The sequence below is a fragment of the Rhodococcus sp. GA1 genome, from assembly GCF_024321955.1.
In the GTDB taxonomy this organism is placed as follows: Bacteria; Actinomycetota; Actinomycetes; order Mycobacteriales; family Mycobacteriaceae; genus Rhodococcus; species Rhodococcus pyridinivorans.
In genome coordinates this window covers 2062219-2074827 of record NZ_CP097186.1, presented here as the reverse complement: position 1 = coordinate 2074827, position 12609 = coordinate 2062219, and the positions used below count along the sequence as shown (strand labels likewise).

General features: G+C 68.7%; 10 protein-coding genes. 5 read left to right on the top strand and 5 right to left on the bottom strand.

The window, feature by feature from the left end:
* Positions 1 to 21 precede the first annotated feature (21 nt).
* Genes M3330_RS09710 through nhaA form a run of 3 tightly spaced genes read right to left on the bottom strand, consistent with a single transcriptional unit; the run spans position 22 to position 2715 of the window.
* Entirely contained in the window at positions 22 to 957 is a 936-nt protein-coding gene (locus tag M3330_RS09710) for an alpha/beta fold hydrolase (protein ID WP_024102813.1), read from the bottom strand.
* 16 nt (positions 958 to 973) lie between these two features.
* A complete protein-coding gene (locus tag M3330_RS09705; RefSeq protein ID WP_006552419.1) occupies positions 974 to 1489 on the bottom strand; it encodes a phage holin family protein in 516 nt (171 codons plus the stop codon).
* Positions 1489 to 2715 carry a Na+/H+ antiporter NhaA gene (nhaA, locus tag M3330_RS09700; RefSeq protein WP_006552418.1) on the bottom strand — a complete coding sequence of 409 codons (1227 nt, stop codon included), beginning with the start codon at positions 2713 to 2715 and terminating at the stop codon, positions 1489 to 1491. The genes M3330_RS09705 and nhaA overlap by 1 nt, the downstream gene beginning before the upstream one ends.
* A gap of 200 nt (positions 2716 to 2915) precedes the next feature.
* Between nhaA and M3330_RS09695 the strand changes: the two genes are divergently transcribed.
* Positions 2916 to 4286, top strand: coding sequence for an MFS transporter (locus M3330_RS09695; protein WP_006552417.1), 1371 nt, complete (start codon positions 2916 to 2918; stop codon positions 4284 to 4286).
* A 60-nt stretch (positions 4287 to 4346) separates the two neighbouring features.
* On the opposite strand, the gene acs is transcribed toward M3330_RS09695, so the two are convergent.
* Positions 4347 to 6278, bottom strand: coding sequence for an acetate--CoA ligase (acs, locus tag M3330_RS09690; protein ID WP_006552416.1), 1932 nt, complete (start codon positions 6276 to 6278; stop codon positions 4347 to 4349).
* 198 nt (positions 6279 to 6476) lie between these two features.
* On the opposite strand from acs, the gene M3330_RS09685 reads away from it, so the two are divergent.
* Complete coding sequence (locus tag M3330_RS09685; RefSeq protein WP_033097956.1) at positions 6477 to 7226, top strand: hypothetical protein; 750 nt, start codon at positions 6477 to 6479, stop codon at positions 7224 to 7226.
* Positions 7227 to 7674: 448 nt separating this feature from the next.
* Here the strand turns inward: M3330_RS09685 and M3330_RS09680 are convergent, their stop codons facing one another.
* On the bottom strand, positions 7675 to 8508 hold the full coding sequence (locus M3330_RS09680) for an HAD family phosphatase (RefSeq protein ID WP_039586756.1): 834 nt from the start codon (positions 8506 to 8508) through the stop codon (positions 7675 to 7677).
* 363 nt (positions 8509 to 8871) lie between these two features.
* Between M3330_RS09680 and ssd the strand changes: the two genes are divergently transcribed.
* The 3 genes from ssd (at position 8872) to M3330_RS09665 (ending at position 12559) form a co-directional block, all read left to right on the top strand.
* Positions 8872 to 9942, top strand: a complete 1071-nt coding sequence (ssd, locus tag M3330_RS09675) for a septum site-determining protein Ssd (RefSeq protein WP_019290220.1) — start codon at positions 8872 to 8874, stop codon at positions 9940 to 9942.
* A complete protein-coding gene (locus M3330_RS09670; protein ID WP_019290219.1) occupies positions 9939 to 11111 on the top strand; it encodes a TadA family conjugal transfer-associated ATPase in 1173 nt (390 codons plus the stop codon). The genes ssd and M3330_RS09670 overlap by 4 nt, the downstream gene beginning before the upstream one ends.
* A 191-nt stretch (positions 11112 to 11302) precedes the next feature.
* On the top strand, positions 11303 to 12559 hold the full coding sequence (locus M3330_RS09665; RefSeq protein ID WP_006554210.1) for an IS701 family transposase: 1257 nt from the start codon (positions 11303 to 11305) through the stop codon (positions 12557 to 12559).
* The last annotated feature ends 50 nt before the right edge of the window (positions 12560 to 12609 follow it).

Sequence of the window (12609 nt, the reverse complement as noted above, 5' to 3'; positions counted from 1 at the left end):
CCCGTCCGGAAGACGGGCAGGTCAGTCGAGTCCGCGGACGAAGTCGGCGAGCAACGCCGTCACCGCTTCGGGTTTCTCCTGATGGGCGTAGTGGCCGGCCCCGTCGACGAATTTCAGGATCCGTCCGGGGGCGTGCCGCACGCAGCGTCGGAGGGTCGCGGCGAGCACGTAGGGATCCAGCGCGCCGTGCAGCTGCAGGATCGGCAGGGTGAGCTCGACGTCCATGGCCTTCATGAAGCGGCGACCGTCGGGACGCCACTGGCTGCGGAACGCCCAGCGCTGGTATTCGAGGGTCAGGTGCGCCGTGCCCGGGATGCGGATCGCGGTGCGCAGCCGGTCGACGACATCGGCGAACTCGTCGGTGCGTCGCCAGTCCGGGCCGCACCGCACACGCATCAGCCGTTCGATCTCCAGGCCGTTGTCGCGAACCAGCTTCCGTTCGGGACGCCACGGCAGCTGGTAGGCGAGGAAGGTCGGCACCAGAGCCTTGCGTTGCGCGCGGTCGCGCAGGGTCGCGTCGCGCAGCGAGATGGGGTGCGGGGAGTCGACGACCGCGATGGCCCGCACGACATGCGGATGGATCACCGCGGTCGCCCAGCACACGAGGCCCCCGTCGGCATGGCCCACGAGGACCGCCTCGGTGTGCCCGAGCGCGCGGATCAGTCCCGCGATGTCGTTCGAGAGCGTCCAGCCGTCGTATCCGCGGGGCGGCTTGTCCGTGTCGCCGTAACCACGCAGGTCCACCGCGACCGCCCGGTAGCCGAGATCGGCGAAGGCGGTGAGCTGGTGACGCCACGACCACCACAGGTCGGCGAAGCCGTGCACGAACACCACGAGAGGTGTGTCCGGGTCGTGCGGACCGGCTTCGACGGCATGGAAGCGGATGCCGTTGGCGTGAATGTCTCGATGCGTCCACGGTCCGGGATACCGGACCGTGGACGGGTCGGGGACGGGCACTGGCTGTTCCGGTTCGTCAGCGGGTGACGCGGCGCGGCGCGGCGTGGCGCGGGCCGTCCGCATCGTGTCCGTCCTGGCTGCTCGGGAGGATCGACGCGGTCTGCTTGAGCGAGTCGATGGTCTTGTTCGGTGCGCGCAGCTTCCGGACCCGCATATAGCCGATCAGGGCCAGCAGGCCCGTCACCACCAGCATGATCAGGAAGACGATGAGGAAGGCGAGCCAGCGCGCCACCCAGACATCGAGGAGTTCGGCGAGAAAGAAGAAGAAGAAGAACGAACTGAAGGTCAGCACGGCGAGCGCGAGGATGAAGAACAGGCTGCCCTGCACGCCCTTCTTGACCTCGCCGGTCACCTCGGCCTTGGCGAGCTGGACTTCGGCGCGGAACAGTGTGGACAGCTGTGTCGCTGCGTCGCGTACCAGTTCGCCCACACTGGCATCGCGGGGTGTCGGAGCGTCCACCTTCGTCAACGGGATGCCCGAAATGCTCGACGGGACTCCGTTCTCCGGACGATTCGCGTTCGTCACGCTCACTACTCGACCCCTTCGGTTGGTTCGTTCCGTTGGCGGTGGGCGCGCCCACGCCGTAACAGTAGCGCCGACCCGAGGACAGAGGCGATCAATGATGTCACCAGCACGGCGGCCTTGGCGATCTCGGCGGGCTCGCCACCGTGGATGTCGCCGAGCGAAAGTTCGGCGATGAGCAGGCTCACCGTGAACCCGATGCCGCCGATCACGGCGAGCGCGAGCACGTCTCCCCACATCAGCCCGGTCGGGCGGGTGGCGAGACCGAGCCGGATCGAGATCCAGGTGGCGCCGAAGATCCCGACGGTCTTGCCGAGGAGCAGTCCGAGGACGACGGACTGGCCGACAGGATCGGTGAACACCTGGCCGAGCATCTCCGCACCGATGGGTACACCGGATGCGAACAGGGCGAACAGCGGGACGCACAGACCGGCGGACCACGGTTGGATGTGGTGGACCAGCCGCTCGGCGGGTGCGTAGTCCTCCCCGGGATCGGTGCGGACACGGGTGAGCAGGCCGAGGAGGACCCCGGCGACGGTCGCGTGGATGCCTGCGTTGTGCATGGCGTACCAGGTGAACAGTGCGAGCGGCACATACAACCACGGCGTGGTGATGCGCTTCTGCTGCGCGAACCAGTACGCCGCCGCTGCGGCCACTGTGGCGAGCAGCCACGCGACGGCGAGTCCCGAGGTGAACAGGATCGCGATGAGCGCGATGCCGATGAGGTCGTCGACGACCGCCAGGCTCAACAGGAACACCCGGGCGCTGGTGGGGATGCGCGAACCGGTGAGGGCGAGCACGCCGAGAGCGAAGGCGATGTCGGTCGCGACGGGGATCGCCCAACCCCGGTCCATTCCCGGCGCACCCCAGCCCACGACGGCTGCGATGACGGCAGGAAGGATCACGCCGCCGCATGCGGCGATCACGGGCAGGATCGCCTTCCTGCGATCGGCGAGTTCGCCTGTGACGAGTTCGCGCTTGAGTTCGAGGCCCGCGACGAAGAAGAAGACGGCGAGCAGGCCGTCCTTGGCCCAGTCGCCGACCGAGAGGTGCAGGTGCAGGAACTCCGGGCCGATCTCGAAGTCCCGCAGAGCGACATAGGAGTCGCCGAAGGGGGAGTTGACCCAGATCAGCGCTATCGCTGCGGCGATGAGCAGCAGTGAACCGCCGACCGTCTCGGTGCGGAGGAAGCGACCCAGAGGTGCGGTCCAGGTGGGTGAGGAGGTGTCGGACACGGGCGTCTTTCGCTGGGCGGATACGGGCACGGGCGAACCGTCGCCGACCAGACTTCCCGGCACACCGGGGAAGAGTCTAACGCCGGACGGAGGGCGTCCGTAGGGGTGTCCGATTTGCGGTGGGCGGAAACTCGGGTGTTCACTTTCCTAGTAAGTGGGATCTGGTCTCAGAATGTGAGTGGAGTAGTGGGGATGGTTCAGTGAGCACATCGGTCGGAGTCGAGGACGGGGGTTCCTCGCTCGTCGCAGGCGTTCCGCGCCGGCGCATCGTCGTCGCCAGCATGGTCGGCACGTCCATCGAGTTCTACGACTTCTACATCTATGCGACAGCCGCCGTCTCGGTCTTCCCGCACCTGTTCTTCCCGCAGGGCAACAGCACGACCGCGCTGCTCGCCTCCCTCGCGACCTTCGGTATCGCTTTCGTCGCCCGCCCGGTCGGATCCGTCGTCTTCGGGCACTTCGGCGACCGCATCGGCCGCAAGGTCACGCTCGTCGGCTCGCTCCTGACGATGGGCATCGCGACCTTCCTCATCGGCCTGCTGCCGACCTATCACCAGGCCGGGCTCATCGCACCGGCGTTGCTGGCGCTCATGCGCTTCTGCCAGGGCCTGGGTCTCGGTGGGGAGTGGTCGGGTGCGGCGCTGCTCGCCACCGAGACGGCCGAACCCGGCAAGCGCGCCTGGGCGGCGATGTGGCCGCAGCTCGGCGCACCCATCGGCTTCATCGGCGCCAACGGCCTGTTCCTGATCATCACGCTGGCGCTCGGCCACGACAACGGCGACCCCGACCTGTCGAGCGCCTTCCTCGAATGGGGCTGGCGCATTCCGTTCCTGCTCAGCGCGATCATGGTGATCATCGGGCTGTACGTGCGGCTCAAGCTCGAAGAGACGCCGGTCTTCGCCAAGGCCGTCGCCGAGGGCAAGAAGGTCAAGACGCCTCTCGCCGAGGTGTTCAAGAACAGCTGGCGTGAGCTGATCATCGGCACCTTCGTCATGCTCGCGACGTACACGCTCTTTTACATCATGACCACCTGGGTTCTGAGCTTCGGAACGGGCAAGACCCCCGAGGAAGGTGGCCACGGTGCCGGTTTCCAGTACGCGGACTTCCTCGTGCTGCAGCTGGTCGCGGTGCTGTTCTTCGCCGCGGCGGTTCCCGTCGCCGGGTGGCTCGCCGACCGCTACGGTCGCCGCTCGACCCTGCTGGTCGTCACGGGCGCGATCATGGTGTTCGGCCTGTGCTTCCAGTTCCTGCTGTCGAGCGACGGCATGAGCTCCGGACGCATGCTGTTCTTCCTCATCGTCGGCATGCTGCTCATGGGTCTGACCTTCGGGCCGCAGAGTGCGATCCTGCCCGAGCTGTTCCCGACCAACGTCCGCTACACGGGTTCCGGAATCTCGTACAACGTGTCGAGCATCCTCGGTGCCGCGGTGGCCCCCTTCATCGCGACGTGGCTGGCCACGAGCTACGGCGTCGGCTGGGTGGGCATCTACCTGCTGATCGCCGCGGCGACGACCTTCGTCGCGCTGCTCGTCGTCAAGGAGACCCGCGACCGGTCGCTCGACGAGGTGTAGTCGTACCGACCGCGAAAGGCCCCTTCCGGATCCGATCCGGAAGAGGCCTTCGTCGTTCGGCTACTTGCCGCGGATCGCGTCGAAGACGGCCGGATCGACGAGCGTCGAGGTGTCGCCGAGCTCGCGGCCCTCGGCGACGTCGCGCAGCAGGCGGCGCATGATCTTGCCCGACCGGGTCTTCGGCAGTTCCGGCACAACGGTGATCTGACGGGGCTTGGCGATCGGGGAGATCTCCACCGCCACGTGATCGCGCAGTTCCTTGATGAGCGTGTCGCCGGTGTTCTCGACGTGCTCGCGCAGGATCACGAACGCGACGATGCCCTGACCGGTGGTCTCGTCCGCCGCGCCGACGACCGCGGCCTCGGCGATGGACGGGTGCGACACGAGCGCCGACTCGACCTCCGAGGTGGAGATGCGGTGACCGGAGACGTTCATGACATCGTCGACGCGGCCGAGCACCCACAGCGCTCCGTCGTCGTCGTAACGCGCACCGTCGCCGGCGAAGTACCAGCCCTGCTCGGCGTAGCGCGACCAGTAGGTCTCGCGGTAACGCTGCTCGTCGCCCCAGATGCCGCGCAGCATCGCCGGCCACGGCTGATCGAGCACCAGGTAGCCGTTACCGCCCGCGCCGAGCGGGGTGGCCTCGTCGTCGACGATCTTCGCCGAGATACCGGGCAGCGGCGCCATCGCCGAGCCGGGCTTGGTGGCGGTGATGCCGGGCAGCGGCGAGATCATGATCGCGCCGGTCTCGGTCTGCCACCAGGTGTCGACGATCGGGGCCGAATCCGCGCCGATGACCTCGCGGTACCAGCGCCACGCCTCCGGGTTGATCGGCTCGCCGACGCTGCCGAGCAGACGGATCGACGACAGGTCGTGGGCGTCGGGAATCTCGCGACCCCACTTCATGAACGTGCGGATCAGCGTCGGGGCGGTGTAGTAGATCGACACCCCGTACTTCTCGATGATCTCGAAGTGCCGGTGCTCGTTCGGCGAGTTGGGGGTGCCCTCGTAGACGACCTGGGTGACACCGTTGCTCAGCGGGCCGTAGACGATGTAGCTGTGGCCGGTGACCCAGCCGATGTCGGCGGTGCACCAGTAGACGTCCTTGCCCGGCTTGTGGTCGAAGACGTAGTGGTGGGTGTACGACGCCTGCGTCAGGTAGCCACCCGAGCTGTGGATGATGCCCTTGGGCTTACCCGTGGTGCCCGAGGTGTACAGGATGAACAGCGGGTGCTCGGAGTCGAACGGCTGCGCTTCGTGCTCGGGGGAGGCCTTCTCGACGGTCTCGTGCCACCACAGGTCTCGTCCCTCGGTCCACTCCACGTCGATGCCGGTGCGCGCGACGACCAGCACGTGCTCGATCGATTTTGCGTCGGCGACGGCCTCGTCGGCGGCGTTCTTGAGCGGCGCGGCCTGGCCGCGCCGCCACTGCCCGTCCACGGTGACGAGCAGCTTGGCCTGCGCATCGTCGATGCGCGAGCGCAGCGCCGACGACGAGAAGCCGCCGAAGACCACCGAGTGGGTCAGGCCGAGGCGCGCGCACGCGAGCATGGTGACGATGGCCTCGGGGATCATCGGCATGTAGATCGCGACGCGATCGCCGGCGACCAGGCCGAGCTCGGTGAAGGTGTTCGCGGCGCGGGAGACCTCGGCGAGGAGGTCGTTGTAGGTCAGCGACCGGCTGTCGCCGGGCTCGCCCTCGAAGTGGATGGCGACCCGATCGCCGTTACCGGCCTCGACGTGCCGGTCGACGCAGTTGTAGGCGACGTTGAGCTTGCCGCCGACGAACCACTTCGCGAACGGAGCGTTCGACCAGTCGAGCACTTCCGTCCAGGGCTCCGCCCAGTCGAGTCGTTTCGCCTGTTCGTCCCAGAATCCGAGCCGATCGGCGTCGGCCGCGGCCTGCAGTTCCGGACCGGCGTTGGCCGTGGCGGTGAACTCCGGGCTCGGCGGGTACGCCTTCGATTCGTGCTCCTGGGCTGCGCTCGTCATGGTGCAGGGCCTCTTTCCGGGATGGTTCCATTCGGGCTCTTGTGAGCGTAATCATCTGTGACCGGCGCCGCACCGTTGCATCGATATGCAACCCCGTCACTTTCGCTCATCGGTCGAATTCGCGCGACGAACGGCATTCGGGCACGACCGGTGAACCTCTCGTCCGTCCACCGCGTGCGCGCCGGTACCGTCGTCGGCGTGACCGACCCTCTTCAGCCTCTCGTCGACCTTCCGGGCGTACGCGACGCCGCCGACCGTGCCCGCGACGCGCTCGCGGAGGTGCATCGTCATCGAACCAATCGGCGTGGTTGGGCGAACACCGCCGCGGAGGCATCGGTGCGGGCCGCCCGCGCCTCGGCGTCGATCGACGGCGGGTCGATGGAACTTCCGCAGCCGGGGGAGAGTGGCGATCCGATCCTGGCCGGAGCGCTGCGGGTCGCGCAGTCGCTCGACGGCGACGCGCTCGACAACATGGTCGCGACGTGGCGACGTGCCCCGCTTCAGGCACTGGCCCGCCTGCACCTTCTCGCTGCCGCGGATCTCGTGGAGGACGCCGAGGAGCTGGGTCGTCCGCGGACGGAGCCGGGGGTCGCCGAGCGTCTCGACGGGCTCGCGCAACTCGTCACCGGGGGGACGAACGCCCCGGCGCCCGTTCTCGCTGCGGTCGTGCACGGTGAACTGTCCGTCCTGAAGCCCTTCGGGGTCGCCGACGGCATCGTGGCGCGGGCCGCGTCCCGGCTCGTGTGCGTCGCGTCCGGACTCGATACGCGCAATCTGGGCGTACCGGAGGTCCACTGGATGCGCCGGTTGCAGGCCTACCGCGACGGGGTCGCCGGATTCGGGGCGGGAACCGTGGAGGGCGTCGGCGGCTGGGTGCTCTTCTGCTGTGGGTCGCTCGAGGCCGGGGCTCGTGAGGCCGGTTCGATCGCCGAGGCGTTCGCCGGCTGAGTGCCGGGCGGGGCTTCGCCGGCCGAATCGCGGCCTGTACGCGAAACCCCCTGCACGCGAAAGCGGGTGGCATATCGATCGAGATCGATTCCGCCACCCGCTAGCACGGGCGGTCCGAGTTACCATGCGTGCTGAAATGGGTTGTGATTCAACGGCCTCGGCGATGATCCGGGTATCGTCGATTCGTCCTCGCAACGGGTGCGGGGTACTCGTCTTCGAAAATCCGGAACTCGCAGGCCCACAACACTCGTGCCCTTATAGTGGCATCGGCTTCGCGTGGGTACTCGGTGTCCGTGCTGGGAAGAACAGTCGGGAGATCGAATCTTCTCTTCCGATTCGGTCTTGGCCTTCCGTCCTTCCGTAACTCCTTTCTACCCCGTCCGCGAGATGTCGGCAAGCCCCCGACGGCAATGTTTGTTCTCGATTTCGCGGCGAGTGACCCTGAGTGTCAACGCATCCGGCGCTTGGCCAGTCGGCGGGTGGCACCCAGTATCAGTGCGGTCGCTCCGAGGGTCGCGGCGAGCGTCGCCAGGGCGCGCGGCGACGGACGGGCACGACGTCCGAGCGGTACGGGCCGGGCGAAAGTGAGAACAGGCCAACCGTTTTCGTTTGCTTCCCGGCGCAGCGGGCGGTCGGGGTTGACCGCGCGCGGATTGCCGACCTCCAGCAACATCGGCAGGTCGGTGGCCGAATCGGAGTACGCGTAGCTGCGGGAGAGATCGTAACCGTACTGCTCGGCGAGCTCGCGGATCGCGACCGCCTTCGCCTCCCCGAAGCAGTAGAACTCGAGCTCGCCGGCGTAGCGGCCGTCGACGATCCGCATCCGGCTCCCCGTGCTGTGGGAGGCACCGAGTGTCCGGGCGATCGGAGTCACCACTTCCTGGCCGGATGCGGACACGATGATCACGTCGTGACCGCGGGCCCGGTGATCGGCGATCAGATCCTTCGCCTCCGCGTAGACGAGCGGTGTCACGACGTCCTGCAGGGTCTTCTCGACGATCGATCCGACCTGCTCGACATCCCATCCTTTGCACATGTGCGCGATGTGTTCTCGCATCCGGTCCACCCGGGCCTGATCGGCCGCCGACAACAGGTAGAGGAGCTGGGCGTAGGTGCTCTGCAGCACGGCCCGGCGGCTGAGGAGACCCTCCTCGAAGAACGGCCGGGTGAACGCCAGCACGCTCGACTTGGCGATGACGGTCTTGTCGAGATCGAAGAACGCTGCGATGCGAGCCGAGTCCGGTGAGCCCCCCGTCGACGGGGCCGGTCGGGACGGATTCACGGACGTATCGGTCACGACCACCACAATAGGGGCGCGCCGCGCCGGTGTTTGAAGTTGCAAGCAGTCACGCCTAGCGGTGTACTATCGCGAATGCCCGGGTCGATACTCGGGTTGTGTTCAGCCCGACCCCCCGGGGCTGAACGCAGACGGCCCTCGCCTCCTCCCCCTGGCGAGGGCTGTCGCTTTGTCCGAGGCCTTTTCCACACGTCTCCGTACTGTCTTCTACACCCGCCGACCTGCGCACAGGTGCGACGAGGGTGCGCACGGCCGGGTTGTCCACAGGCCCCTGATCCATCCACAGGCGGGGCTTCCGAGGCCGTTTCCGCGACACTCACGACCCCGTAGCGGGGCAGCCTGTCGGGCATGAACGACATCCTCGGACTGGTCGACGATCCCGCGCTGGTCGCCGACCTCCATCGTGTGGTCGCGGCGGCCGACCGCACACTGCACGAGATGTCCGTGCCGGTGCCCCGCAGGGCGTGGACCGACGCGGCGATCGTCGTCCTCGATGCGTCCGCCGCAGCGGCATGCGCGGCCGGATATCCCCGCCGCCCCGGCGTGATCCTCGTGTGCAGCGGGACGGCCGGCCTGGCGGACTGGCAGGCCGCCGCGACCGTCGGCGCCGAACACGTCCTCGCCCTCCCGTCCGAGGAGGTGGAACTGCTCTCGATCGTCGCGGCCGCTGACGAGCCCTCGACGGGTGCCGGCACCGTCCTCGCGGTCGTCGGAGGATGCGGGGGAGCGGGCGCGTCGACCTTCGCCGCCGCACTCGCCTGGGCCGCGGGGAACGACGAACGACGCGACACCCTGCTCGTCGACGCCGATCCGTTCGGCGCGGGACTCGACGTCCTGACCGGTCTCGAGGAGTGTCCGGGAGTGCGGTGGTCCGGTCTCACCGTCGACGGTGGACGGGTCTCGGCGCGTGCCCTGCGCGACGCCGTACCCGTATGGGCATCCGGGGTGGGCGTCCTGTCCACCGACCGCGAGAACACCGATCGGCTCACCGCCGTCGCCGCAGAGTCGGTCGTCGACGGGGTGCGCGGAGCGGGAGCAACCGTCGTCTGCGATGTGGGGCGCAGCTTCGACCCGGTCGCCGACGCGGTGATCGCACTGGCCGACCTCACTGTCGTCGTCGTGCCGGCCCGGATCGGTGCGGTGCTCTCCGCTACCCGGGTCGCCCGCACGCTCGCGGCGCGGGGTGAACCGGCCGGAGTCGTCGTCCGCGGGCCCGCACCCGGTGGCTTGCGAGCCGTCGACGTGTCCGACGCGGTGGGCCTGGACGTGCTCACCTCGATGCGTCCCGAGCCGGGCTTGAGCGAGATGCTCGAACGCGGGGGCCTGCGGCTGCGGTCACGCTCGCCGTTGCTCGGTGCGGCGCACGACGTGCTGGCGGCCGTCGGGGCCGACCGCGCCGGCCCGGGACGTGCGGCATGACCGGGACCCTCGGGGACGACCTCCTTTCGCGGGTCCGCGACCGGCTGGCCGACGAGACCGGGGAGCTCACTCCGACCCGCGTCGCCGCAGCCCTGCGCGCGGAATCCGGTGGAGTACTCGGAGACTCCGATCTGCTTGCGGCACTGCGGCATCTGCAGACCGAACTGACCGGTGCGGGCCCGCTCGAGGATCTGCTGGCAGACCCGGCCGTGACCGACGTGCTCGTCACCGCGCCCGATCGCGTCTGGGTGGATCGTGGCAACGGGCTGCACCTGACCGAGGTCACCTTCCCCGACGAGGCCGCGGTCAGACGACTCGCGCAGCGATTGGCGCTGTTCGCCGGGCGTCGGCTCGACGACGCCCAGATGTGGGTCGACGGCAGGTTGCCCGGGCACGGTGAGTTCGGTGTCCGGCTGCACGCGGTGCTCTCCCCGGTCGCGCAGGCCGGGACGTGCCTGTCACTGCGGGTCCTGCGGCCCACGACCCAGGGACTCGAAGCACTGCGGGATCGCGGTGCGGTCTCCGAGGTCGCCTATCGGTTGCTGCTGCGCATCGTCCGCGCGCGCCTGGCCTTCCTCGTCGTCGGCGGCACGGGTGCGGGCAAGACGACGATGCTCGCGGCGCTGCTCGGCGCGGTGGATCCGGCCGAACGCATCGTCTGTGTCGAGGACGCCGCCGAACTGGTCCCGGCCCACCCGCACGTGGTGCGCCTCGTGGCACGGGCACCCAACGTGGAGGGCGTCGGCGAGGTCACCGTCCGCGATCTCGTGCGGCAGGCGCTGCGGATGCGACCGGACCGCATCGTCATCGGCGAGGTGAGAGGCGCCGAGGTCGTCGATCTTCTGACCGCGCTGAACACGGGTCACGACGGCGGCGCAGGGACCGTGCACGCCAATTCGCCCGACGAGGTGCCCGCGCGACTCGAGGCTCTCGCCGCACTCGGCGGCCTCGATCGAGCGGCGCTGCACAGCCAGCTCGTCGCCGCGGTGCAGGTGATCCTGCACGTCCACCGCGGCAGCGACGGAGCGCGACGTCTCGTGGGGATCGGCGTGGTCGAGCGGGACCCCGTCGCAGGCGTGATCGTCACACCGGCATGGACCCACGACAGGGGCGACGAGCACGGCATGGACGCCCTCGAGCGGATCCTGCGTCGACGGGATGCGCCGTGAACGCGACGATCCTGTGCCTCGCGGCGGCGCTGTTCGTCCTGCCGTCGTCCTCGGCCCGCCGTCGACTGCGACGCGGGGTGCCCGACGCGGCGCCGCGCCCGATACCGCGCGCCCTAGTAGGACTTTGTTAGGTTCACCACTTCCTGGTGTGAGGCCTCGAGATTCGGCGAGATGTCCGAGACGATAACCAGGTGGATGCCGCAGCCCTGACCGATGTCGGTGAACGTCTCGATGCGTTCATCGGCGAGGTGTTCTCCTCGCTCAAACGCAAGGACCAGCGAGCAACGGCCGGGGTATATGCGCGAGGGTTGATGCTCGACGGGCGCCGCAAGTCGATGCAGCCGATGGCCGACCGCCTCGGGATCGATCACCAACGCCTGCAGCAGTTCGTCACCACCTCACCGTGGGATCCGGTACCGGTCCGGAAAACACTGTCCCGCAAAGCGTGTGATTTGATCTCCCCGGATGCGTGGGTGATCGACGACACCGGATTCGCCAAGGACGGTGACGCCTCGCCGTGTGTGGCCCGGCAGTATTCGGGCACCCTCGGCAAGGTCGGAAACTGCCAGGTCGCGGTCAGTGTGCACGCCGCCACCGATACCGCGTCCGCACCCTTGGATTGGCGGCTGTATCTGCCTGAGAGCTGGGACGATCAGCGGTGCGACGATCCGGAGACGGCCTCGGCGATCACCGCTCGCCGGCGACGCAACGCGATCCCGACCGAGGAGCGCTATCGCACCAAGGCGGTGATGGCTCTCGAGATGCTCGACGAGCTGATCGCGTGGGGCCGGATCCCGCCGGTGATCGTCGCCGACGCCGGCTACGGCGACTCGGCGACCTTCCGGCAGGGCCTGACCGACCGCGATCTGGTCTATGTCGTGGCGGTCAAGGGCGCCACCCTCGCGCACCCCGCCGATGCAGTCCCGGCCGCCGCCGCGTACTCCGGGCGCGGGCGGCCTCCGACCCGACGCTACCCACCGGCCGTGACCTGCAGGGATCTCGTTCTGGCGGCCGGAGTAGGCGCGCTGACCGAGGTCACCTGGCGCCGCGGAACCAAGACCGGTCCGGGCAACCCGACCGCGGTGATGCGCTCACGGTTCGTGGCGCTGCGGATCCGCCCCGCGAACCGCACCATTCCCCGCGACGAGGATGGAACCCTGCCGCAGGCGTGGCTGCTCGCCGAATGGCCGGCGGGCGCGGCGCAGCCCACCGACTTCTGGCTGGCCACCCTGCCCGAGGACACCCCGCTGTCAGAGTTGGTGCGCCTGGCCAAGATCCGCTGGCGCATCGAACACGACTACCGGGAACTGAAAACCGGTCTCGGACTCGACCACTTCGAGGGCCGCTCCTGGCTCGGCTGGCACCACCACGTCATCCTCGTCACCGCCGCACACCTGTTTCTCACCACCCTGCGGCTGACCGACCCAAAAGCGATCGGGCGGGACTGACCCTCTACGGCATTGTGCGCGAACTCCAACGCACACTGGCCTATTGGATC

Coding starts and splice junctions, on each gene's coding strand:
- M3330_RS09670 (WP_019290219.1), top strand. CDS start 9,939: ATGACCGGGACCCTCGGGGACGACCTCCTTTCGCGGGTCCGCGACCGG.
- ssd (WP_019290220.1), top strand. CDS start 8,872: ATGAACGACATCCTCGGACTGGTCGACGATCCCGCGCTGGTCGCCGAC.
- acs (WP_006552416.1), bottom strand. CDS start 6,278: ATGACGAGCGCAGCCCAGGAGCACGAATCGAAGGCGTACCCGCCGAGC.